We start from the raw sequence: 23,966 nt of genomic DNA, 5'->3' as shown, positions 1-23,966 counted from the left end.
TTTAAACGTAATACATATTTTCATTCCCTGCCATAAGCCAGACGACTGCACAAGATGTTAATTTTTCGTTAATTTATAGCACGCTATCGACTTGCTTAATTTTTATATTCTCGCCAGACTATGGCCTCGATTTCGGGAGGGATTCATGGTCTTGCATTCCACGCGCTGGCTGGCGCTCAGTTATTTTACCTATTTCTTTAGCTACGGTATTTTTCTGCCCTTCTGGAGCGTCTGGCTCAAGGGTATCGGCCTGACTCCCGAGACCATCGGTGTCCTGCTGGGGGCCGGGCTGGTGGCGCGTTTCCTTGGCAGCCTGCTGATTGCCCCGCGCGTCAGCGATCCCTCCTTGCTGATCGGGGCCGTGCGCATTCTTGCTCTGCTGACGCTGGTCTTTGTTGCCTGCTTCTGGGTCAGCCACCAGTTTGCCTGGCTGATGGTGGTGATGGTCGGCTTTAACCTGTTCTTCTCACCGCTGGTACCGCTGACGGATGCCCTGGCGAACACCTGGCAAAAGCAGATCACCATGGACTACGGTCGCGTGCGCCTGTGGGGCTCTATTGCCTTTGTGATTGGCTCCGCGCTGGTGGGTAAACTGGTCAGCCTTTACGATTACCGCGCCATTCTCGCCCTGCTGAGCATCGGTATTGCCTCAATGCTGCTGGGCATGCTGCTGCGACCGTCGATAATGCCTCAAGGGGAAAGCCGTCATCAGGAGAGCGCAGGCTGGCCCGCCTGGCGGAGCCTGGTAGCACAAAGCTGGCGTTTTCTGGCGTGCGTCTGTCTGCTTCAGGGGGCGCATGCGGCGTACTATGGGTTCAGCGCCATCTACTGGCAGGGGGCGGGATACTCTGCTTCCGCAGTGGGCTACCTGTGGTCGCTGGGCGTGGTGGCCGAAGTCGTTATCTTCGCCCTGAGCAAAAAACTGTTCCGTCGCTTTGGCGCGCGAGACCTGCTGCTGCTTTCCGCCGTGTGCGGCGTGGCGCGCTGGGGCATTATGGGCTGGACGACCGATCTGCCGTGGCTGATTGTGGCGCAAATTCTTCACTGCGGCACCTTTACCGTGTGTCATCTGGCGGCCATGCGCTATATCGCAGCGCGCGAGGGTGGAGACGTTATTCGTCTGCAGGCCGTCTATTCGGCGGTCGCAATGGGGGGCAGTATCGCGATCATGACGGTCTTTGCGGGGTTCCTCTACCAGCATCTGGGGCATGGCGTCTTCTGGGTGATGGCGCTGGTCGCCTTACCCGCAATCATTGTTCGCCCTAAAGTGGCCGCTCGCGCGTCGCTATGACTCCAGCATGATGCGAATATGTTCTTGCTGCTGCGCGTTCAATGTCTCAACGGCGTGAATCAGCGGCGGCGAGAACAGCGGCAGGACTGTAGGGTAGGGGGTGATAACCAGCGCGGCTTCGCGCGGCGCCCCCTCTTTCTGGAAAGCCTGCAGCGTCAGATAGCGAATATTGAGCGGCAGCAGCGTCAGCTCGCGAAGCTGCTGTTCAATCAGGTCCTCGCTGGCCTTATCGTCTCCCGTCAGCAGGATCACCTGTTTTTCGTGCAGATCGGTCTCCTGCATCAGCCAGGCGCCGAAAATCACCGCGACAAGGCTCATCTCTTCATCAGAAAAACGCAGCCCAAACTCCGCTTCCAGCTCGAACAGCGCTTCCTTCGTGGTGCGCAACAGCCGGGGATAGAGACGATGGATCTCCTCCGGCAGGCTCGTGTCGATACCGATCTCAAACAGCGAGCGGTCCAGCGCCTGAGCAAGGTGGATATACAGCTGATCGGTCAGACCTTGCTCATCGCTGAAGTTCATCCCGGTCTGCGAGCGAAAACGGGCGACCATGCGCACGATGGCCCGGCGCAAGCGCTGATCCTGCTGGTGTTTATCGAGCACCGGATCGGGCGTGCGGAGCATCATAAACAGCAGCGCCAGAAACAGCTGTTCATCCCCGTGCGCGCCCTGCGGGACGCGCCGTCTCCAGTGACGCACGATCTCCTGGGCCGTAAAATACTCCCCTCTCGACTGGGTCCAACTGCGCTGAACGTGAGAAAACTGCGGCGTATTCCCGAGCTGGTGCTGGATAAGACAGTATTGTAAATAGAGCTGTAAAAACTGGACGTCGCGGCATTCAAACTGGCGCTGGAGCTTGCGTGAACAGAAGTTAATCAGTGCCCGCAGGTTTGCATCGTCGTAAAGCGGCCGCGCAATGCCGTGTTGTTTAAGTGCGGTTTTTAATGCAGGGGTAAACTGGTGCGAGACAAACTGCGGGCAAAGCCGCAGCGCCCGACGCAGCCAGTGCAGCAGGCATAAACGCTGATTCAGGGCTGAGCCTTCAATCCGGTAGCTGCCGTCCTGGTGCGTGATGATGTCCAGCCGGTGATAGCGCTGGATTTCATCGCGCGTCTCGGCTATATCTTGCCGTGCCATCGCGTCGTCCACCCCGTTGGCAGCAATGATGCTCTGTGCGGTGACGGCAGCATCGGGCAGGTAAAGCATCAAAAGCACCTGGCAGCGGCGCTGCGAACTGGAAAGCACAGATGGAATTTCAAGCGTCGTCATCATCTGTCGGGTATCCAGTGTGAATGTTTGATAAGAATAGCTAAAGGATGAGCGCTGAAAAGCGCGCCGGCAGGCCTTTCATTCAGGATTGCTGGGGAACATCACAGAATTTTTGACGTGAGGAATTGATGCAAACAGTTAAACAATGTGCGATGGCGTTATTTTTGGCGGTTATCAGCTCCACCGCCAGCGCACACCCTCACAGCTTTATTGATCTCAAAACCGAGCTGGTCACAGATGGTACGCAGCTGAGCGGCCTGAAGATGCGCTGGACGATGGATGAAATCACCTCGGCCGATCTGCTCTATGATGCGGGAAACGCGAAGCCCGGTGACGAAATCTGGAAAAAGCTGGCGGCGGAAGTGATGGCCAACGTGCTCGGTCAGCACTATTTCACTGAGTTCTGGCACAACGGGCAAAAGGTCAAATTTTTGAACCGGCCAACGGAATACGGAATGACGCGTGACGGGCATCAGGCGGTGCTGACGTTTGTGCTTCCGCTGGCGCATCCGCAACCGCTGGCGGGGCAAACGTACACCTTTTCCACCTTTGACCCTACCTACTATGTCGATATGCGCTACGACAAAGACAGCGACGTACGATTGCCGGACGCTCTGCAAAAAAGCTGCAAAATTGGCGTGCATACTCCGAAACCCAGCGAAGAAACGCTGAACTTTGCGGTCTCGCTTGATAAAGAAGATGCACCGCCTGAGGATATGGAGTTGGGTAAACAGTTCGCGCAGGAGGTGACGTTACAATGTCAGTGATCTCCTCTCCGGTTCGAAAACCGCGCCGCTGGCTACACCTCTGGCCGCTGGCGCTCTTTTTGCTGTTCGCCGTTTGCGGTTCGCTTTGGCTGTGGCAGGCCTGGCCGCAGGTCATGATGAAAAGCATTGTCTGGCAGCGTGAGGTCAACCAGCAGATGAGCGGTCTGCTGAAGGCGGTGGCGGAGAACCCGACCAAAGCGGGTGGATCCCTGCTGGCCTTCAGCTTTATCTATGGCGTGCTGCACGCGCTGGGGCCGGGGCACGGCAAAATTGTCATCACAACCTGGCTTGCCACACATCCGTCGAAGCTGAAATCGAGTATCGGCCTGACGCTGGCCTCCTCGCTGCTTCAGGGCGGGGTGGCGATTGCGCTCGTGGTGGTGGTGCTTTCGCTGTTACAGCTTCCCGCACGCCAGCTGCACCTGAGCAGCTTCTGGCTGGAGAAGGGGAGCTACGCGCTGGTGGGCGTGCTGGGGCTCATTCTCTGCTGGCGGGCGCTGAAAAAGCTGCGCGTGCTGCTGCAAAAACCGAAATTCAAAACCTTTACGCCGCACCACGTTCATGATGAAAGCTGCGGCTGCGGGCATCAGCATTTGCCCTCGCAGGAACAGTTGCAGAGCGGCGACGACTGGCGCGCGCGGCTGATGATTGTTCTCTCGATGGGCATGCGCCCGTGCTCGGGTGCCATCATGGTGCTGCTGTTCAGTAAGGTGATAGGCGTGTTTGGCTGGGGAATGCTCTCGTCGCTGGCGATGGCGGCAGGAACGTCTCTTACCATTTCGTCGTTAGCGCTGCTGGTTCACAGCTTCCGTCAGCTGGCGGTCAAACTCAGCGGCAATAAAACGCCGGTGCTGTGGCGACAGGTTGGGTGGACAACGCTCGCGCTGGCGGGCGGGGTGATTCTGCTGGTGGCGGCGGTGACGATGTGGATAAGTGCGGTGCCGCCAGGAAGGGGATTGCGGCCTTTCTAGCGTACTGAGGGATTTCGTAGGCCCGGTAAGCGTAGCGCCACCGGGCTTAACAAACTGGATTAGCGCTTCAGCGCATCGCTCAGTTCATCACGCATGTTTGCCAGCATGGCTTTAACAACGCGTGGGTTACCCGCAACGATGTTGCCGGTAGACATGTAGTTATGGCCGCCGGTGAAATCACATACGATGGCACCTGCTTCACGCGCGATCAGCTCGCCCGCAGCAAAGTCCCACGGCTTCAGCGACAGCTCGAAGTAACCGTCAACGCGGCCGGTCGCCACGTAGGCCAGATCCAGCGCAGCAGAACCGGTGCGGCGGAAGTCCGCGCATTCGGTGAACAGTTTGCCCAGGATATTCATATAGGTGGTCGCGTGCTGTTTCGCCTTGAACGGGAAACCGGTCGCCAGGATGGTGCCGTCCAGATCGCGTGCGTTGCTGCAGCGCAGACGGTAGCCGTTCAGCTGTGCGCCCTGACCGCGGGTAGCGGTGAACAGTTCGTTACGCATTGGATCGTAAACAACGGCGACTTCAGTACGGCCTTTAATGCGTACTGCGATAGACACAGAGAAGTGTGGCAGGCGTTTGACGAAGTTGGTGGTGCCATCCAGTGGATCGATAACCCATTGAACATCCTGATCGGTACCTTCATGTTCACCGCTTTCTTCGGTGATGATGGTGTGCTGCGGGTAAGATTTGCGGATCGTTTCGATAATAATCGCTTCTGCGGCTTTATCGACGTTAGTCACGAAATCATTGCTGCCTTTCTGGCTGGTTTCTACGGAGTCTGGCGTTTCGTAGTGTTTGGCAATTACATTACCCGCCTTGCGCGCTGCGCGCACGGCGATGGTCAGCATCGGATGCATCGGTCTCTCTCACTGGATGTTAAAGAACAGGAAAATCGGCGCAGAGTATAGCAGTGGGATCGGATTATGTCTCCCGTTTATGATAATATGCCGGAATATTCTTCAGACGCTGAATTCAGACATTAAAAAATTATGCTGCAAAACATTCGAATCGTGCTGGTCGAAACATCGCACACCGGCAACATGGGCTCCGTTGCCCGCGCTATGAAAACCATGGGCTTAACGAATCTCTGGCTGGTTAACCCGCTGGTGAAACCCGACTCGCAGGCTATCGCCCTGGCCGCCGGTGCCAGCGACGTGATCGGCAACGCCCAGATCGTCGATACCCTGGACGAAGCCCTGGCGGGCTGTAGCCTGGTGGTTGGCACCAGCGCACGCTCGCGCACGCTGCCGTGGCCAATGCTCGATCCGCGCGAATGCGGCCTGAAAAGCGTCTCTGAAGCGGAGCAGGCGCCGGTTGCGCTGGTGTTTGGTCGCGAGCGCGTTGGCCTGACCAACGACGAGCTGCAGAAGTGCCACTATCACGTTGCCATCGCGGCGAACCCGGAATACAGCTCGCTGAACCTGGCGATGGCGGTGCAGGTTATCGCCTATGAAGTACGTATGGCATGGCTGGCGACGCAGGAGAAACCGGTCGAACCGAAAGAAGAGACGGCCTACCCGCTGGTGGACGACCTTGAGCGCTTCTACGGTCACCTGGAGCAGACGCTGCTTTCAACCGGCTTTATCCGTGAAGGCCACCCGGGCCAGGTGATGAACAAGCTGCGCCGCATGTTTACTCGTGCGCGTCCGGAAAGCCAGGAGCTGAACATCCTGCGCGGGATCCTGGCGTCGATTGAGCAGAAGAATAAAGAGTAGTGTCGTCTGTTCGCCGGGTGGCGCTTCGCTGACCCGGCCGACAAAACTGTAGGTCGGGTCAGCGAAGCGCCACCCGACAAAAACGGCACGGAAGGTTAAATACCTGACTAAAACAGTCAAGTAAATAGTTGACCATTTTAGTCAGGAATGTCAGACTTGGCCCTGCTATGCAATACCCCATTTTACTATAAAAAACCCCGGGCAGGGGCGAGTTTGAGGTTAAGTAAGACATGAGACTGACATCTAAAGGGCGTTATGCCGTGACCGCGATGCTGGACGTTGCGCTCAACTCCGAAGCGGGCCCGGTTCCGTTGGCTGATATTTCTGAACGACAAGGGATCTCCCTCTCTTATCTGGAACAGCTGTTCTCCAGACTGCGTAAAAATGGACTGGTTTCCAGCGTTCGTGGCCCAGGCGGCGGTTATCTGCTGGGTAAAGATGCGGGTAGTATTGCGGTTGGCGAAGTGATTAGCGCAGTTGACGAATCCGTTGACGCGACCCGTTGCCAGGGTAAAGGCGGCTGCCAGGGCGGCGACAAATGCCTGACCCACGCGCTGTGGCGCGATCTGAGCGACCGTCTCACCGGCTTCCTGAACAACATCACCCTGGGTGAACTGGTCAATAACCAGGAAGTTCTGGATGTCTCTGGTCGTCAGCACGGTCAGGATTCCCAACGTAGCACCCGTGCGCAGGACTCAATCGACGTCAAACTGCGCGCGTAATAAAACGATAAAGATTTCAGAATCAGGCCGGGGCGGTCACGCCCCGCGTACTCGGTCGTACATCCAGCCGGTTGCCTGATTCCTTGCATTGAAGCGATGTACGGAGTTTAAAGAGCAATGAAATTACCGATTTATCTCGATTACTCCGCAACCACGCCGGTGGACCCGCGTGTTGCCGAGAAAATGATGCAGTGTCTGACCCTGGACGGAAACTTTGGTAACCCAGCTTCCCGTTCACACCGTTTTGGCTGGCACGCTGAAGAGGCGGTTGATATCGCCCGTAATCAGATTGCTGACCTGGTGGGTGCCGACCCGCGTGAGATTGTTTTCACCTCCGGTGCGACCGAATCCGACAACCTGGCGATCAAAGGTGCAGCCAACTTTTATCAGAAAAAAGGCAAGCACATCATCACCAGCAAAACTGAACACAAAGCCGTGCTGGATACCTGCCGCCAGCTGGAGCGTGAAGGGTACGAAGTAACCTATCTCGCCCCACAGAGCAACGGTATTATTGACCTGAAAGAGCTCGAAGCGGCCATGCGTGATGACACCATTCTGGTTTCCATCATGCACGTTAACAACGAAATCGGCGTGGTGCAGGACATCGCGACCATCGGCGAAATGTGCCGCGCGCGCGGTATCATCTACCACGTGGACGCGACCCAGAGCGTGGGCAAACTGCCTATCGACCTCAGCCAGCTGAAAGTGGACCTGATGTCCTTCTCCGGCCACAAAATTTATGGCCCGAAAGGGATCGGCGCGCTGTACGTTCGTCGTAAGCCACGTATCCGCATCGAAGCACAGATGCACGGCGGCGGTCACGAGCGCGGTATGCGTTCCGGCACGCTGCCTGTTCACCAGATCGTGGGCATGGGCGAAGCGTATCGCATTGCAAAAGAAGAGATGGAAACCGAGATGGCGCGCCTGCGCACGCTGCGTAACCGTCTGTGGGACGGCGTGAAAGATATGGAAGAAGTGTATCTGAACGGCGATCTCGAGCAGGGCGCACCGAACATCCTCAACGTCAGCTTCAACTATGTTGAAGGCGAATCGCTGATTATGGCGCTGAAAGACCTGGCCGTTTCTTCCGGTTCTGCCTGTACGTCTGCAAGCCTGGAGCCATCCTACGTGCTGCGCGCGCTGGGTATGACCGACGAGCTGGCACACAGCTCTATCCGTTTCTCTTTAGGTCGTTTCACTACCGAAGAAGAGATTGACTACACCATCAAGCTGGTTCGCAACTCCATCGGCCGTCTGCGCGACCTTTCTCCACTGTGGGAAATGTTCAAGCAGGGCGTGGATCTGAACAGCATTGAATGGTCACATCACTAATCGGTACATAAGGAGAATTCAACATGGCATACAGCGAAAAAGTCATCGATCATTACGAGAACCCGCGCAACGTTGGCTCTTTTGACAACAGCGATGAGTCTGTCGGTAGCGGCATGGTCGGTGCACCGGCGTGTGGCGACGTGATGAAGTTGCAGATTAAAGTCAACAATGAAGGTATCATTGAAGACGCGCGCTTCAAGACCTACGGCTGCGGTTCTGCTATCGCGTCCAGCTCCCTGGTTACCGAATGGGTGAAGGGCAAGTCTCTGGACGAAGCACAGGCAATTAAGAACACGGATATTGCTGAAGAACTCGAACTGCCACCGGTGAAAATTCACTGTTCAATTCTGGCAGAAGACGCGATCAAAGCCGCCATTGCGGATTACAAAAGCAAACGTGAAGCAAAATAATTGAGGTTTGAGTATGTCGATTACCCTTAGCGACAGCGCTGCCGCGCGAGTAAGCTCTTTTCTGGCGAACCGTGGTAAAGGCTTTGGCCTGCGACTGGGCGTACGTACCTCCGGCTGTTCTGGTATGGCTTACGTACTGGAGTTTGTTGACGAGCCGGCGTCTGACGACACCGTGTTTGAAGACAAGGGCGTGAAGGTGGTGGTCGATGGCAAAAGCCTGCAATTCCTCAACGGCACTCAGCTGGACTTCGTAAAAGAAGGCCTGAATGAAGGGTTCAAATTCACGAACCCGAACGTCAAAGACGAGTGTGGTTGCGGCGAAAGCTTCCACGTTTAACCGCGCGTCATCCGAAACCCCACCGTGGCGTTACCCGCTACGCGTGGGGTTTGTTCTAACAGGCTACCCCTGAGATTGTTATGGATTACTTCACTCTCTTCGGACTACCCGCTCAATACCCGATTGATCTCCAGGCGCTGACGATCCGTTTTCAGGATCTGCAACGTCAGTATCATCCGGATAAATTCGCCAGTGGTACGCAGTCAGAGCAACTGGCTGCGGTCTCGCACTCTGCGACCATCAACCAGGCCTGGCAGACGCTGCGCCATCCGCTGGCGCGTGCAGAATATCTGCTTTCGCTCCACGGTTTCGATCTCGCGAGCGAGCAGCACACCGTGCGCGACACGGCGTTTCTGATGGAACAGCTGGAACTTCGCGAAGAGCTCGATGAGATTGAACAGGCCAAAGACGAAGCGCGTCTGGAAAGCTTCATCACGCGCGTTAAGGGCATGTTCGATACCCGCCATCAGCAGATGGTGGAGCAACTGAACAACGAGACCTGGGACGTGGCGGCAGATACTGTGCGCAAACTCCGTTTTCTCGATAAACTGCGAAGCAGTGCTGAACAACTCGAAGAAAAGCTGCTCGATTTTTAATTTCGGAAGCAATTATGGCCTTATTACAAATTAGTGAGCCTGGCTTAAGTGCCGCACCACACCAGCGTCGTCTGGCGGTGGGTATCGATCTGGGCACCACCAATTCCCTCGTGGCGACCGTGCGCAGCGGCCAGGCGGAAACGCTGGCTGACGAGCAGGGCCGCCATCTGCTGCCTTCCGTGGTCCACTACCAGCAGCAGGGTCACGCGGTCGGCTATGACGCCCGCGCTAACGCCGCGCGCGATCCGGCCAACACCATCAGCTCCGTGAAGCGTATGATGGGCCGCTCGCTGGCCGATATTCAGACCCGCTATCCGCATCTGCCGTATCAGCTGCAGGCCAGTGAAAACGGCCTGCCGATGATTGCGACCGCGGCCGGTCTGCTGAACCCGATTCGCGTTTCCTCCGACATCCTAAAAGCGCTGGCGGCGCGCGCGACGGCGACGCTCGGTGGCGATCTGGACGGCGTAGTCATTACCGTTCCGGCCTATTTTGACGACGCACAGCGTCAGGGCACCAAAGACGCCGCGCGTCTGGCGGGCCTGCACGTGCTGCGCCTGCTGAACGAACCGACGGCGGCGGCGATTGCCTACGGCCTCGACTCCGGTCAGGAAGGGGTCATTGCGGTTTACGATCTCGGCGGCGGTACCTTTGATATCTCGATCCTGCGCTTAAGCCGCGGGGTGTTTGAAGTGCTGGCGACCGGCGGGGATTCCGCGCTGGGCGGCGATGACTTCGACCATCTGCTGGCAGATTATATTCGCGAGCAGGCGGGCATCAGCGATCGCAGCGATGCGCGCGTGCAGCGTGAGCTGCTGGATGCGGCCATTGACGCCAAAATCGCCCTGAGCGACGCGCAGACGGTTACCGTCAACGTTGCGGGCTGGCAGGGTGAGATCGCCCGCGACCAGTTCAGCGATCTGATTGCCCCGCTGGTGAAGCGCACCCTGCTGGCCTGCCGTCGCGCGTTGAAAGACGCGGGCGTTGAGGCGAACGAGGTGCTGGAAGTGGTCATGGTGGGTGGTTCGACCCGCGTGCCGCTGGTGCGCGAGCGCGTGGGCGAATTCTTTGGCCGCACGCCGCTGACATCCATAGACCCGGATAAAGTGGTTGCCGTGGGCGCCGCAATCCAGGCCGATATTCTGGTCGGCAACAAGCCGGACAGTGAAATGCTGCTGCTGGACGTCATCCCGCTGTCGCTGGGTTTAGAAACCATGGGCGGCCTGGTGGAGAAAGTGATCCCGCGTAATACCACCATTCCGGTGGCGCGCGCGCAGGAGTTCACCACCTTCAAAGACGGCCAGACCGCGATGTCCATCCACGTGATGCAGGGCGAACGCGAGCTGGTGCAGGACTGCCGCTCTCTGGCGCGCTTTGCGCTGCGCGGTATCCCGGCGCTGCCTGCGGGCGGGGCGCATATTCGCGTCACTTTCCAGGTGGATGCGGACGGTCTGCTGAGCGTGACGGCGATGGAAAAATCCACCGGCGTGGAATCGTCCATTCAGGTGAAGCCGTCCTACGGCCTGACCGATGGCGAAATCGCCTCCATGATTCAGGACTCAATGAGCTACGCCGAGCAGGATGTGAAGGCGCGTATGCTGGCTGAACAAAAAGTTGAAGCCGCCCGCGTGCTGGAGAGCCTGAACGGCGCGCTCGCTGCCGATGCCGCGCTGTTAAGCGCCGCTGAGCGCCAGGTGATTGACGACGCTGCCGCGCGCTTAAGCGCAGTAGCAGAAGGCAATGACGCTGACGCAATAGAAGAAGCCATTAAAAACGTTGATAAACAAACCCAGGACTTTGCTGCTCGCCGCATGGACAAATCTGTCCGCGTCGCGCTGAAAGGCCAGTCCGTGGACGAGGTTTAATATGCCAAAGATTGTTATTTTGCCTCATGCGGACCTCTGTCCGGATGGCGCTGTTCTGGAAGCGAAGACCGGTGAAACCATTCTCGATGTTGCCCTGCGTGCAGGTATCGAAGTGGAACACGCCTGTGAAAAATCCTGTGCCTGCACCACCTGCCACTGCATCGTGCGTGAAGGTTTCGACTCTCTCGCCGAGAGCACCGAAGACGAAGACGACATGCTGGATAAAGCATGGGGTCTGGAGCCTGACAGCCGCCTGAGCTGCCAGGCCGCGGTGACCGATGAAGATCTGGTCGTGGAATTCCCACGCTACACCATCAACCACGCACGCGAGCATTGATATGGGACTGAAGTGGACAGACAGCCGTGAAATCGGCGAAGCGCTCTACGACGCGAACCCGGATCTCGATCCGAAGACCGTACGATTCACCGACATGCACCAGTGGATCTGCGATTTAGAGGATTTCGATGACGATCCAAACGCATCCAATGAAAAAATTCTGGAGGCGATTCTGTTAGTCTGGTTAGATGAAGCAGAGTAAATCACTTAACGGGCTGCCTTCTGGCGGCCCGTTTGCTAATAAGGATAAATAAAATGACCGAAGCGATGAAGATTACGCTCTCTACGCATCCAGCCGATGCGCGCTGGGGCGAGAAAGCCACCTACAGCATTAATAACGACGGCATTACCCTGCACCTGACGGGCAACGATGACTTGGGCCTAATCCAGCGCGCCGCGCGTAAAATTGACGGCCTGGGGATTAAACACGTGTCACTGGAAGGCGAAGGCTGGGACACCGACCGCAGCTGGGCATTCTGGGCAGGCTACAAAGGCCCGAAAGGCACCCGCAAAATCGAGTGGGCTAACCTTGATGAAGCCGGTCAGAAAGAGCTGGAAAGCCGCCTGCAAATTATCGACTGGGTGCGCGACACCATCAACGCCCCGGCGGAAGAGTTAGGCCCGGAGCAGCTGGCGCAGCGCGCGGTTGACCTGCTGTGCGGCGTGGCGGGCGAGAAAATGTCCTACCGCATCACCAAAGGTGAAGACCTGCGCGAGCAGAACTATATGGGTATTCACACCGTGGGCCGTGGCTCCGAGCGTCCTCCGGTCCTGCTGGCGCTGGATTACAACCCAACTGGCGATAAAGCGGCACCGGTCTTTGCCTGCCTGGTGGGTAAAGGCATCACCTTCGACACCGGCGGCTACAGCCTGAAGCAGAGCGCGTTCATGGACTCCATGAAGTCCGACATGGGCGGCGCGGCAACCATCACCGGCGCGCTGGCGTTTGCCATCACTCGCGGTCTGAACAAGCGCGTGAAGCTCTACCTGTGCTGCGCGGACAACATGGTGAGCGGTAACGCCTTCAAGCTGGGCGACATCATTCGCTATCGCAACGGCAAAAACGTCGAAGTGATGAACACCGACGCCGAAGGCCGCCTGGTGCTGGCTGATGGCCTGATCGACGCATCTGCCCAGAAGCCAGAGCTGATTATCGACATGGCGACCCTGACCGGTGCGGCAAAAACCGCCCTGGGCAACGATTACCACGCGCTGTTCAGCTTCGACGACAAGCTCGCTGCCCGCCTGCTGGCCAGCGCGGCGGCGGAAAACGAACCGTTCTGGCGTCTGCCGCTGGCCGAGTTCCACCGCAGCCAGCTGCCGTCCAACTTTGCCGAGCTGAACAACACTGCGAGCGCGGCGTACCCGGCGGGTGCAAGCACCGCAGCAGGCTTCCTGTCTCACTTTGTTGAGAACTACCACGAAGGCTGGCTGCACATCGACTGTTCCGCAACATACCGTAAAGCGGCGGTTGAGCAGTGGTCCGCGGGCGCGACCGGTCTGGGCGTGCGTACCGTGGCGAACCTGCTGACGGCGGAGTAATCTTTTTTGCCGGGGGGCGCTGCGCTTACGCGCGCCTTCGGAGTCATCATATTGCCCGGCGGCGCTGCGCTTGCACGGGCCTACGGTTTTGTAGGCCGGGTAAGCGAAGCGCCACCCGGCGTTTTTTGAAGTAGCCAAAACTATGTCCGAAACCAAAAACGAATTAGAAACTCTGCTGGAGCAGGCGGCGACCGAACCCGCCCATCGTCCGGCATTTTTCCGCACGCTGCTGGAATCCACCGTCTGGGTGCCGGGTACCGCAGCGGAAGGTGAGCAGGTTGTCGAAGACAGCGCGCTGGATCTGCTGCACTGGGAGAAAGACGACGGCACGTCGGTTATCCCGTTCTTCACCTCGCTTGAAGCCCTGCAGGAAGCGGTTGAAGACGAACAGGCGTTCGTGGTGATGCCGGTGCGCACCCTGTTTGAAATGACGCTGGGCCAGACGCTGTTCCTCAACGCTAAATTGCCGACCGGGAAAGAGTTCACGCCGCGCGAAATCAGCCATCTGATAGGTGAAGAGGGCAACCCGCTCAGCACCCAGGAAGTGCTGGAAGGGGGCGAAACGCTGCTGCTGTCTGAAGTGGCCGAGCCGCCCGCGCAGATGATTGACTCCCTGACCACGCTGTTCAAAACGCTCAAGCCCGTCAGGCGCGCATTCCTCTGCTCCATTAAAGAGCGCGCGGACGAGCATCCGGTTCTGCTGATTGGTATTGAGGCGGACGGCGATATCGACGACATCATTCAGGCGGCGGGAAGCGTGGCGACCGACACGCTGCCGGGCGATGAGCCGATCGATATCTGCCAGGTGAAGAACGGTGAGAAGGGCATCAGCCACTTTATTACCGAGCACATCACGCCGTTCTACGAGCGTCGCTGGGGCGGCTTCCTGCGCGATCTCAAGACCAACCGCATCATCTGATGACAGCGGGGTGAATATCACCCCGTTGCTTCCAGCAGCAGTAAATCCATCAGCAGCACCAGATTCGACTCAAACGACGTCACCCCTGCGGCTTCGGCGGCAAAGTGCACCGCTTCGTCATAGAGCGCAAAGTGAACGTCGGCCATCTCCGCCAGCGTGTTGGCCGAGGCGCGGGTAAACGCGACGATCGTCATGCCGACGTTTTTGGCTATCCGCGCTTTATCCAGCACCTGCTCCGTTTCGCCGCTGCGCGAGACGGCAATAAACACCTGATAGCGGGCGGCATTGCTGAGAAAAATGTTCCGGCTGTCGCCCGGTCCGGAGATAAACGCCGTTTTGCCCATTACCTGTAGCTTCTTGGTCAGGTACTCCGCAAACAGATAAGAAAACCCGGCCCCGTAGAGAAAGAAGCTCTCTTTCTGGCGCAGCAGGTCGGCAAACTGCTGGCGCTTCTCCTGCGTGACCCACTGGAAGGTGTGCTGATAGTTGGCGATAAACTGATTAAACAGCGCCGGGAGTTCAGAAAGCGACTGCCCCTGAGCGGCAATATGCGGCTTGTCGGAGAGCAGCTGCTTGCAGTGCCAGATAAACTCGCTAAAGCCGCTGAACCCCAGCTTCTGACACAGCCGCATGATGGTGGCGGTAGAAACGAACGTCGCCTGTGCCAGCTCGCGCACCGTGATGTTGCCCACCAGCAGCGGATGCTCCGTGAGGTGGGCGAGGACGCGATACTCCGCGCGGGTCAATGACGCCCCGCGCGTTAACAGCGTGGCAAGGCGGTTATCCATTATTTCGCGGGTTCGACAGGCAGATCGTCTCGCGCACCCCATTCGCTCCAGGCGCCGTCGTAAAGCGTGACGTCGCTTACGCCGAGCGTGGCGAGCGCCAGAATGACCACGCAGGCCGTTACGCCGGAGCCGCAGCTGGCAATCACTGGACGATGTAAATCGACCCCTGCACGGTCAAAAATGGCGCGCAGTTCGTCGGTGGTTTTCAGCTCGCCCTCAAACACCAGATCGCCCCACGGCACGTTCAGCGCGCCCGGAATATGTCCGCGCTTCAGCCCCGGACGCGGTTCATCCGCTTCGGCATTGAAGCGCGGAGCAGGACGGGCATCGACGATTTGCGCCGTTTTTTCATGGCTCACGACCAGCACCTCGGTCAGGCGTTTCACCACGTGCGCGTCGAACGTGGCATCGAATTCGCCTTCCGGCAGCGTCACGTTGCCCTGCTGAAGCGGCAGCTCGTCGCGCTTCCAACCCACCAGCCCGCCCGCCAGAATCGACACTTTTTCCACGCCGAAGTTTTTCAGCATCCACCACGCGCGCGGGGCGGAGAAGAGGTTCCCCTCATCGTAAACAACGAGGTGTTTGTCTTTGCTGACGCCCAGCTCGCGCATCGCCACGGAAAATGCTTCCGGGCGCGGCAGCATGTGCGGCAGGGGAGAGGTGTGATCGGAGAGGGCTTCGATATCAAAAAATACCGCGCCAGGCAGATGTCCGGCACGGTATTCACCGGGCACGTCGCGATGCTCTTGCCCTGGCGGGGCCATACGCGCGTCAATAATCTGGACTTCCGGATCGTCGCCGTGCTCAATCAGCCAGTCGGCAGCGACGAAATATGAGGTGGACATGGATTGCCTCCGTTCTTTTCCGTAAAAAAGGATTGTCGGTGTTTTTTCTGACACCGACAAGCAAACCACGTTCAACTCGCGAGCAAGCCCCTATTTTTTCACCGGTTCGCCGTCCTGCCAGGCTTTTTGCAGCGCAGGCCAGTAGTCGCGGTTGGCTTCAATCATCTCATCCAGAATCGCTTTCGCGTGCTCCATGGTCGGCACGGTGCGGTTGAGGGTGAACGCCTGCAGCGCTTTCTCATAGCTGCCCTCGATGGTCGCCTCTACCAGCAGCTGTTCAGAGGCGAGCTGCTGTTGCAAAAGGGTCTGATGGAACAGCGGCACCTGGCCGACGCGAATCGGTTCCGGGCCTTCGGAGGTGATATAAGCGGGTACTTCCACCACCGCATCGTACGGCAGATTGGTAATCGCGCCGCGGTTTTCCACCATAACCAGATGGCGGCTACGCAGGTTAAAGGCCAGCGAGCAGGCGACGTCAACGATAAACTCGCCGTGGACGCCCACGTGGAAGGCATCCGGCAGGATCCCGGTGCGCTTATACTCTTCGGCGGCGGCGAACAGCTTTTTCTCGCGCCCGTCCATCACTTCATTGGCGCGGGTATAGTCCGGGTTCTGATGCTCCACAATCTGGTTCGGCATCAGGTAATACTGCAGGTACGGGTTCGGCAGATACTCCGGGAAGTTGTCCATGATCGGCTTAATGTTACGCCAGGTCTTCACCCAGGAAGGATCGGAATGCTGCGGATCGGTTTTGGCCGCATCTTCCGTCAGCAGGCCAAACTTCGCGATATGCTTACGCAGCTCCGGCAGCTTATCTTCGCCGTCCACCAGCACGCGGGTAAACCAGCCGAAGTGGTTCAGACCGAAGTAGTCGACCTCCAGCTTGCGGCGATCGACACCCAGAATCGCCCCCATGTTACGCATGGCAGCCACCGGCATATCGCAAATGTTCAGCACCCGCGCATTTGGGCGCAGACGCCGCACGCCCTCCGCGACGATCGCCGCCGGGTTGGAGTAGTTCACGATCCAGGCTTTTTCATGCGCGTAGCGATCGACCAGATCGATAAGCTCTACCATCGGCAGGATCGTGCGCAGTCCGTACGCCAGGCCGCCGGGTCCGCACGTTTCCTGGCCGACCACGCCGTGACGCAGCGGGATCTTTTCGTCCTGCTCGCGCATTTTATACTGGCCGACGCGCATCTGGGCGAAGACGAAATGTGCGCCGCTGAAGGCCACTTCCGGATCGCTGGTGACGGTGAATCTGATGCTCTGACTGTGGTCGCGAATAACCTTCTCGACGACGGGCGCAATGGTGTTTTGACGCGCCTCGTCGATGTCATAGAGGCGGATTTCGGCCAGCGGGAAATCCTGCAGGCGCACCATCAGGCTTTTCACAATGCCGGGCGTGTAGGTGCTACCGCCGCCGGCAATCGACAGAATGAATGGGGGTGTAAACATCTTTAGCTCCTTTCAGAGAAACGTCTCAACGGCTTCTCGCATTTTTTTGACGTGCAGCCCGTAGACCACCTGAACGTTGTTACCTTGTTTGATAATCCCTTTCGCGCCGGTCGCCTTCAGGCGCGGCTCGTCGATGATGGCGACATCCTTCACCGTGACGCGTAAGCGGGTGTAGCAGTTATCCACCACTTCAATGTTTTCCCGGCCGCCCAGCCCCACCACGATGGATTCGCCCAGCCCGTCGTTATTGCCTTTGGCCTGGTACTCCTGCTTGCTGTACAGGCGCGTCTCCTTATCGTCATCCTCACGGCCCGGCGTTTTCATGTTGAAGCGCAGGATCAGGAAGCGGAACACCACGAAGTAGAGGGCGAACATGATTAGCCCGACCACGATGTACATCGGCCAGTTGGACTTCTCCGTGCCGAGCGGCAGGTTGTAAAGGATGAAGTCGATAATCCCGTTGGCGCCGATGGCGTGAACGCCCAGCAGCGAGAACAGCATCATGCCGATGCCGGTCAGCACCGCGTGCACCACAAAGAGCAGCGGGGCGACGAACAGGAAGGAGAACTCTATCGGTTCGGTCACGCCGACCAGCAGCGAGGTCAGCGCCGCCGGGATCAGAATGGCTTTCGCAATGGCTTTACGCTCCGGCTTTGCGGTCATATACATCGCCAGCGCGGCGGCAGGCAGGCCGAACATCTTGCTGATGCCGCGCGCGTCCCACACCACGGTGCTGCTGAGCTGCTTCACATTCGGGCAGGCCATCTCGGCGAAGTAGATATTGCGCGCACCCTGATAGGTTGCGCCGCACACCTCCTGCGTGCCGCCCAGCTCGGTATAGAGGAATGGGGTATAAACCAGATGGTGCAGGCCGGTGGGGACCAGAATGCGTTCCAGGAAACCGTAGATTGCCACGCCAAACGGCCCGGAGCCTTTGATGGCCAGCGCCAGGGCGCTAATGCCGTGCTGGGCAAACGGCCAGAGTTCACTCATCACTACGCCGAGCAGCATGGAGACGGGGAGCATAACGATGGCGACAAAGCAGTGGCCGGAGTAAATCGCCATCGCGCCGTTAAACTGTACGCCGGAGTATTTGTTGTACAGATAGCCGGAAAGCGCCCCGGTCAGGATCCCGGCAAAGACACCCATCTCCAGCACCTGCACGCCCAGCACCATGGTCTGTCCGGCCGCTTTCATCTGGGCAGCTGGCGCCAGCGCGCCCTGCAGCTGTAGCGTGACGTTCATGGCGTTGATGAACACGACAAAGGTCACCAGACCAATCAGCGCGGCATAGCCTTTATCACGCGTCGCCAGACCAATCGGGATCCCGACGGCGAACACCAGCGCCAGGTTCACCAGCACCGACACGGCAGATTTCGCGATAAGCTGACCAGTATGCTGAATCACTGGATGGCCAAGAAACGGCAGGTATTCAGCGAGGTTACCGTTACCCAGCACGTTACCAAAGGCGATAAACAGACCGACGATTGGTAAGATAAGTACCGGTCCATACAATGATTTTCCGAAATTTTGTAGGGCGTTCACGGCTCGTTTCATGGCTTTCTCTCTTATTGAACCGCGCACTCGGGGTGCGTCATGGACATAAAACTAGCAGTCTTCAGCCGTGCTTATCCAGCTATCTTCTTGTTTTAAAAACAAATGACGTGAAAGGTAACATGTGACGTTAAGTGCTGTGATCGCGGTTCCATCACGGCGTAGCGGCGTGATGCCATTCTGCGAGGCGCTTTCCAGATTCTAAAATTGGACTTTTTGTATTAACGAAACTTGCGGATAATACTTATCCGGACGACGACCAACAGGCTCCATGGGCCAGGGACAAAGGATGAAACCGTTTCGCTTAGCCGCGATATCTCTCGCGCTGCTCACCACGTTTACGCTTGTCGGCTGTGATAACAGCGACGATAAGTCTCAGGCTGCGGCTCCCGCGGCATCCACTGCATCCACACCGAAAGCTGCGGAAAAGCCCACGGCTGAAACGCTGGCTAAGCTTGCCGCCCAGAGTCAGGGAAAAGCGCTGACCCTGCTGGATACCTCAGAAGTCCAGCTCGACGGTGCCGCCACGCTGGTGCTGACCTTTTCTGTTCCGCTGAACCCCGATCAGGATTTCGCGAAAACCGTGCATGTCGTGGATAAGAAAAGCGGCAAGGTTGACGGGGCGTGGGAACTTGCGCCGAACCTGAAAGAGCTTCGCCTGCGCCATCTGGAGCCTAACCGCAATCTGGTCGTCACCGTTGAACGCGATCTGCAGGCGCTGAACAAGGCGACGTTTGGCATTGATTATGAAAAAGCCCTGACCACCCGGGACGTTGAACCCACCGTTGGTTTTGCCAGCCGCGGCTCGCTGCTGCCGGGCAAGGTGGTGGAAGGTCTGCCTGTGATGGCGCTCAACGTCAACAATGTTGATGTCAATTTTTACCGCGTGAAGCCTGAATCGCTGGCTTCCCTTGTCAGCCAGTGGGAGTACCGTAATTCGCTGACCAACTGGGAATCCGATAACCTGCTGAAGATGGCGGAGCTGGTTTACACCGGTCGTTTCGATCTTAATCCGGCGCGCAATACGCGCGAAAAATTGCTGCTGCCCCTGAAGGATATTAAACCGCTCCAGCAGTCTGGCGTTTATATCGCGGTCATGAACCAGGCAGGGCACTACAACTACAGCAACGCTGCGACGCTCTTTACCTTAAGCGATATTGGACTGTCCGCTCACCGTTATCACAACCGCCTGGACATCTTCACCCAGAGTCTGGAAAACGGTGCGGCGCAGTCCGGCGTCACCGTCACCCTGTTGAATGACAAAGGCCAGACGCTTGCCGAAGCAAACAGCGATGCCGACGGCCATGCGAAGCTTGAAACCGACAAAGAGGCCGCGCTGATCCTGGCGAGTAAAGACGGCCAGACTACGCTGCTTGATCTCAAGCTACCGGCCCTCGACCTGGCCGAGTTTGATATCGCAGGGAGCCCGGGCTACAGCAAGCAATTCTTTATGTTTGGCCCACGCGATCTCTACCGCCCGGGTGAAACGGTGATCCTCAACGGTCTGCTTCGCGACAGCGACGGTAAGCCACTTCCGGATCAGCCCGTGAAGCTTGACGTGCTGCGTCCGGATGGACAGGTCGCGCGTACGATTGTCGTCAAGCCAGAGAACGGACTCTATCGCTTTAACTATCCGCTGGACAGCGGGGCGCAGACCGGTATGTGGCATATCCGCGCCAACACGGGCGATAACCTGCAGCGCCTGTGGGACTTCCACGTCGAAGATTTTATGCCTGAGCGTATGGCGCTTAACCTGACTGGGCAAAAAACGCCGGTTTCACCGCAGGATAACGTCGACTTTAACGTAGTGGGCTATTACCTGTATGGCGCGCCGGCCAACGGTAATTCTCTGCAGGGCCAGCTTTTCCTGCGTCCGCTGCGTGACGCGGTGGCTGCCCTGCCGGGCTTCCAGTTTGGCGATATCGCCGAGGAGAACCTCAGCCGCAGTCTGGATGAAGTTCAACTTACGCTTGATGAGCAGGGGCGTGGGCAGGTTTCTACCGAAAGCCAGTGGAAAGAGGTGCATTCTCCGCTGCAGCTGATTCTGCAGGCCAGCCTGCTGGAGTCCGGCGGCCGTCCGGTAACGCGTCGTGCTGAGCAGGCCATCTGGCCGGCGGCGGAGCTGCCGGGTATTCGCCCTCAGTTCGCCAGTAAAGCCGTTTACGACTACCGCACCGATACCACCGTCAACCAGCCGATTGTTGACGAGAACGGCAACGCCAGCTTCGATATCGTTTACGCCGATGCCAGCGGCGCGAAAAAAGCAGTATCCGGTTTGCAGGTTCGCCTGATCCGCGAGCGCCGTGACTACTTCTGGAACTGGTCAGAGAGCGAAGGCTGGCAGTCTCAGTTCGATCAGAAAGACCTGGTTGAAGGCGAGCAGGAGCTGACCCTCAAGGCCGACGAGACGGGTAAAGTCACCTTCCCGGTGGAGTGGGGCTCATACCGTCTGGAAGTTAAAGCGCCTGATGAGATGGTCAGCAGCGTGCGCTTCTGGGCGGGGTATAGCTGGCAGGATAACAGCGACGGCACCGGGGCCGCGCGCCCTGACCGCGTGACGCTGAAACTGGATAAGCCAGCCTATCAGCCTGGCGACACCATCAACCTGCACATTGCCGCACCGGCCGCAGGTAAGGGGTATGCGATGATCGAGTCCAGCGAAGGGCCGCTGTGGTGGAAAGAGATCGACGTTCCGGCAAACGGGCTTGATCTCGCCATCCCGGTCGATAAGGCCTGGAAACGTCACGATCTCTACCTCAGCACGCTGGTGGTTCGTCCTGGGGACAAATCAAAATCCGCCACGCCGAAACGCGCGGTCGGCCTGCTGCATCTGCCGATGGGCGACGAAAATCGCCGCCTGAATATTGCGCTCGATAACCCGCAGAAGATGCGTCCAAACCAGACGCTCTCGGTGAAGGTGAAAGCCAGTGTGAAAGAGGGGGCCGTGCCGCAGAAGGTGAACGTTCTGGTCTCGGCGGTGGACAGCGGCGTGTTGAACATCACCGATTACGTTACGCCCGATCCGTGGCAGGCGTTCTTTGGTCAGAAGCGCTACGGCGCGGATATCTATGATATCTACGGCCAGGTGATTGAAGGGCAGGGCCGCCTGGCCGCGCTGCGCTTTGGTGGTGACGGTGATGAGCTGAAGCGCGGCGGCAAACCGCCGGTGAACCACGTCACCATCATTGCCCAGCAGGCACAGCCGGTTACGCTGGATGCCAACGGGGAAGGCACGATTACGCTACCGATTGGCGACTTCAACGGCGAGCTGCGTCTGATGGCGCAGGCCTGGACGGAAGAGGATTTCGGCAGCAGTGAAAGCAAGATTATCGTGGCCGCGCCGGTCATTACCGAGCTGAATACCCCGCGCTTCCTGGCAAGCGGGGACACCTCACGGCTGACGCTGGATATCACCAACCTGACCGACAAACCGCAAACGTTGAACATCGCCCTGACCGCAACCGGGAAACTGTCACTGGAAGGCGAGCAGCCGCAACCGGTGCAACTGCCACCGGGAGCGCGGAGCACCCTGTTTATTCCGGTGCGTGCGCTGGAGGGCTATGGTGACGGTGAGGTGACCGCGCAGGTGACCGGTCTGCAGCTTCCGGGCGAGACCTTCACCCCGCAGCAGAAGAGCTGGAAGATTGGCGTACGTCCGGCGTTCCCGGCGCAGACGGTGAATACTGGTGCCATGTTGAACCCCGGCGAGTCCTGGACCGCACCGGCGCAGCACAGCAACGGTTTCTCTCCTGCCACCCTGCAGGGACAACTGCTGCTGAGCGGCAAACCACCGCTCAACCTGGCGCGCTATATTCGCGAACTGCAGGCGTATCCGTATGGCTGCCTGGAGCAAACCACCAGTGGCCTGTTCCCGTCGCTCTACACTAACGCCGCGCAGCTTACCGCACTTGGGATCAAGGGCGACACCGATGACAAGCGTCGTGCAGCGATTGATATTGGCATCTCCCGCCTGCTGCAGATGCAGCGTGAAGACGGTGGTTTTGCGCTGTGGGATAAAAACGGCCCGGAAGAGTACTGGCTGACCGCCTATGTGACCGACTTCCTGGTGCGCGCGGGCGAACAGGGTTACAGCGTACCTGCCGATGCAGTGAATAACGCCAACAGCCGCCTGCTGCGCTATCTGCAGGATCCGGGCATGATGTCCATTCGCTATAGCGACGATACTCAGGCCAGCAAGTTCGCCGTGCAGGCCTATGCTGCGCTGGTGCTGGCGCGTCAGCAAAAAGCGCCTCTGGGCGCGCTGCGTGAAATTTGGGATCGCCACGGGCAGGCGGCCTCCGGGCTGCCGCTGATGCAGCTGGGCATGGCGCTGAAACTGATGGGCGATGCGCCGCGCAGCCAGCAGGCGCTGGATCTGGCGCTCAAAACGCCGCGTAACGACAGCAAAACCTGGATGGCCGATTACGGCAGCCAGCTTCGCGATAACGCACTGATGCTCTCTCTCCTGGAGGAGTACAAGCTGCTGCCGGATGCGCAAAATACGTTGCTGAATGCCCTGTCTGAAGAGGCCTTCAGCCAGCGCTGGCTGTCAACGCAGGAGAGCAACGCGCTGTTCCTGGCAGGACGCTCGCTGCAAACCCTGTCCGGTACATGGCAGGCGAAAACGTCTCTGTCTGAGACCGCATCAGGCGGCGATAAGTCACAGGTACAAAACGTGAGCGGTGACCAGCTTGGCGCGCTGCAGGTAACCAATACCGGAACGACACCGCTGTGGGTACGCCTGGACAGTACGGGTTATCCGGAATATGCCCCTGAGCCTGGCTCGAACGTGCTGCAGGTTGAACGTCATATCCTGGCAACCGACGGCAGCAGTAAATCGCTCTCTTCCCTGAAGAGCGGTGAACTGGTGCTGGTGTGGCTTGAAGTTAAAGCCAGCCAGAACGTGCCGGATGCGCTGGTAGTAGATCTCCTCCCTGCGGGTCTGGAGCTGGAAAACCAGAACCTGGCGAGCAGCAGCGCCAGCCTGCAGGACAGCGGCAGTGAGGTGCAGAACCTGCTTAGCCAGATGCAGCAGGCGGATATTCAGCATATGGAATTCCGCGACGACCGCTTTGTGGCTGCCGTGCCGGTAAACGAAGGTCAGCCGGTCACGCTGGTCTATCTGGCCCGTGCCGTGACGCCGGGAACCTACCAGGTGCCGGTGCCGATGGTGGAGTCTATGTACGTTCCGCAGTGGCGGGCAACGGGGGCGGCCAGCGGCCCGCTGATTGTTGTTCCGTAA

General features: G+C 58.4%; 21 protein-coding genes. 15 read left to right on the top strand and 6 right to left on the bottom strand.

Going from position 1 to position 23,966, the window contains the following annotated elements:
* The first annotated feature begins 145 nt into the window (after positions 1 to 145).
* Positions 146 to 1,291: a 3-phenylpropionate MFS transporter gene (locus L370_RS20905; RefSeq protein ID WP_023333045.1), complete on the top strand. Its 1,146-nt coding sequence runs from the start codon at positions 146 to 148 to the stop codon at positions 1,289 to 1,291.
* Here L370_RS20905 and csiE read toward each other — a convergent pair.
* Positions 1,286 to 2,563, bottom strand: coding sequence for a stationary phase inducible protein CsiE (gene csiE, locus L370_RS20910; RefSeq protein WP_023333044.1), 1,278 nt, complete (start codon positions 2,561 to 2,563; stop codon positions 1,286 to 1,288). The genes L370_RS20905 and csiE overlap by 6 nt on opposite strands.
* A 125-nt stretch (positions 2,564 to 2,688) precedes the next feature.
* On the opposite strand from csiE, the gene L370_RS20915 reads away from it, so the two are divergent.
* Together L370_RS20915 and L370_RS20920 are read left to right on the top strand one after the other, a co-directional pair.
* Positions 2,689 to 3,327 (top strand): DUF1007 family protein, encoded by a 639-nt coding sequence (locus L370_RS20915; RefSeq protein WP_023333043.1) that lies wholly within the window; start codon positions 2,689 to 2,691, stop codon positions 3,325 to 3,327.
* Positions 3,318 to 4,298, top strand: a complete 981-nt coding sequence (locus tag L370_RS20920) for a nickel/cobalt transporter (protein WP_023333042.1) — start codon at positions 3,318 to 3,320, stop codon at positions 4,296 to 4,298. The genes L370_RS20915 and L370_RS20920 overlap by 10 nt, the downstream gene beginning before the upstream one ends.
* Before the next feature lie 59 nt (positions 4,299 to 4,357).
* Here the strand turns inward: L370_RS20920 and suhB are convergent, their stop codons facing one another.
* Positions 4,358 to 5,161 (bottom strand): inositol-1-monophosphatase, encoded by an 804-nt coding sequence (suhB, locus tag L370_RS20925; RefSeq protein ID WP_003860668.1) that lies wholly within the window; start codon positions 5,159 to 5,161, stop codon positions 4,358 to 4,360.
* 132 nt (positions 5,162 to 5,293) lie between these two features.
* Here suhB and trmJ point away from each other — a divergent pair, with 132 nt between their 5' ends.
* From trmJ to sseB, 11 genes are all read left to right on the top strand, one after another.
* Positions 5,294 to 6,019 carry a tRNA (cytosine(32)/uridine(32)-2'-O)-methyltransferase TrmJ gene (gene trmJ / locus L370_RS20930; protein WP_023333041.1) on the top strand — a complete coding sequence of 242 codons (726 nt, stop codon included), beginning with the start codon at positions 5,294 to 5,296 and terminating at the stop codon, positions 6,017 to 6,019.
* Between the two features lie 230 nt (positions 6,020 to 6,249).
* Positions 6,250 to 6,741, top strand: coding sequence for a Fe-S cluster assembly transcriptional regulator IscR (iscR, locus tag L370_RS20935; RefSeq protein ID WP_023333040.1), 492 nt, complete (start codon positions 6,250 to 6,252; stop codon positions 6,739 to 6,741).
* Positions 6,742 to 6,858: 117 nt separating this feature from the next.
* Positions 6,859 to 8,073, top strand: coding sequence for a cysteine desulfurase (iscS, locus tag L370_RS20940; protein WP_008502157.1), 1,215 nt, complete (start codon positions 6,859 to 6,861; stop codon positions 8,071 to 8,073).
* 23 nt (positions 8,074 to 8,096) lie between these two features.
* Positions 8,097 to 8,483 (top strand): Fe-S cluster assembly scaffold IscU, encoded by a 387-nt coding sequence (gene iscU, locus L370_RS20945; protein WP_003860661.1) that lies wholly within the window; start codon positions 8,097 to 8,099, stop codon positions 8,481 to 8,483.
* A 13-nt stretch (positions 8,484 to 8,496) separates the two neighbouring features.
* Positions 8,497 to 8,820, top strand: coding sequence for an iron-sulfur cluster assembly protein IscA (gene iscA / locus L370_RS20950; protein WP_003860659.1), 324 nt, complete (start codon positions 8,497 to 8,499; stop codon positions 8,818 to 8,820).
* 80 nt (positions 8,821 to 8,900) lie between these two features.
* Positions 8,901 to 9,416 carry a co-chaperone HscB gene (gene hscB / locus L370_RS20955; RefSeq protein ID WP_023333039.1) on the top strand — a complete coding sequence of 172 codons (516 nt, stop codon included), beginning with the start codon at positions 8,901 to 8,903 and terminating at the stop codon, positions 9,414 to 9,416.
* A gap of 14 nt (positions 9,417 to 9,430) precedes the next feature.
* Positions 9,431 to 11,281, top strand: coding sequence for a Fe-S protein assembly chaperone HscA (hscA, locus tag L370_RS20960; RefSeq protein ID WP_023333038.1), 1,851 nt, complete (start codon positions 9,431 to 9,433; stop codon positions 11,279 to 11,281).
* A gap of 1 nt (position 11,282) precedes the next feature.
* On the top strand, positions 11,283 to 11,618 hold the full coding sequence (fdx, locus tag L370_RS20965; RefSeq protein WP_003860652.1) for an ISC system 2Fe-2S type ferredoxin: 336 nt from the start codon (positions 11,283 to 11,285) through the stop codon (positions 11,616 to 11,618).
* Position 11,619: 1 nt separating this feature from the next.
* On the top strand, positions 11,620 to 11,820 hold the full coding sequence (gene iscX / locus L370_RS20970) for a Fe-S cluster assembly protein IscX (RefSeq protein ID WP_003860650.1): 201 nt from the start codon (positions 11,620 to 11,622) through the stop codon (positions 11,818 to 11,820).
* A gap of 53 nt (positions 11,821 to 11,873) precedes the next feature.
* On the top strand, positions 11,874 to 13,160 hold the full coding sequence (pepB, locus tag L370_RS20975) for an aminopeptidase PepB (protein WP_023333037.1): 1,287 nt from the start codon (positions 11,874 to 11,876) through the stop codon (positions 13,158 to 13,160).
* A 142-nt stretch (positions 13,161 to 13,302) separates the two neighbouring features.
* Positions 13,303 to 14,079 (top strand): enhanced serine sensitivity protein SseB, encoded by a 777-nt coding sequence (sseB, locus tag L370_RS20980; protein ID WP_023333036.1) that lies wholly within the window; start codon positions 13,303 to 13,305, stop codon positions 14,077 to 14,079.
* A gap of 17 nt (positions 14,080 to 14,096) precedes the next feature.
* Here sseB and L370_RS20985 read toward each other — a convergent pair whose 3' ends face one another.
* The 4 genes from L370_RS20985 to L370_RS21000 form a co-directional block, all read right to left on the bottom strand.
* On the bottom strand, positions 14,097 to 14,867 hold the full coding sequence (locus tag L370_RS20985) for a MurR/RpiR family transcriptional regulator (protein ID WP_023333035.1): 771 nt from the start codon (positions 14,865 to 14,867) through the stop codon (positions 14,097 to 14,099).
* The gene (gene sseA, locus L370_RS20990; protein ID WP_023333034.1) at positions 14,867 to 15,712 is read right to left on the bottom strand and encodes a 3-mercaptopyruvate sulfurtransferase; all 846 of its coding nucleotides are present in this window, start codon (positions 15,710 to 15,712) and stop codon (positions 14,867 to 14,869) included. The genes L370_RS20985 and sseA overlap by 1 nt, the downstream gene beginning before the upstream one ends.
* A gap of 90 nt (positions 15,713 to 15,802) precedes the next feature.
* Positions 15,803 to 17,170 carry a 6-phospho-alpha-glucosidase gene (locus L370_RS20995; RefSeq protein WP_023333033.1) on the bottom strand — a complete coding sequence of 456 codons (1,368 nt, stop codon included), beginning with the start codon at positions 17,168 to 17,170 and terminating at the stop codon, positions 15,803 to 15,805.
* A 12-nt stretch (positions 17,171 to 17,182) separates the two neighbouring features.
* Complete coding sequence (locus L370_RS21000; protein WP_023333032.1) at positions 17,183 to 18,727, bottom strand: PTS transporter subunit EIIC; 1,545 nt, start codon at positions 18,725 to 18,727, stop codon at positions 17,183 to 17,185.
* Positions 18,728 to 19,013: 286 nt separating this feature from the next.
* On the opposite strand from L370_RS21000, the gene L370_RS21005 reads away from it, so the two are divergent.
* Positions 19,014 to 23,966 (top strand): alpha-2-macroglobulin family protein, encoded by a 4,953-nt coding sequence (locus L370_RS21005; protein ID WP_023333031.1) that lies wholly within the window; start codon positions 19,014 to 19,016, stop codon positions 23,964 to 23,966.

This window comes from Enterobacter sp. MGH 24, assembly GCF_000493015.1.
GTDB lineage: Bacteria > Pseudomonadota > Gammaproteobacteria > Enterobacterales > Enterobacteriaceae > Enterobacter.
Note: the sequence above shows the minus strand (reverse complement) of the source record. Positions and strands in the feature narration are given on the sequence as shown.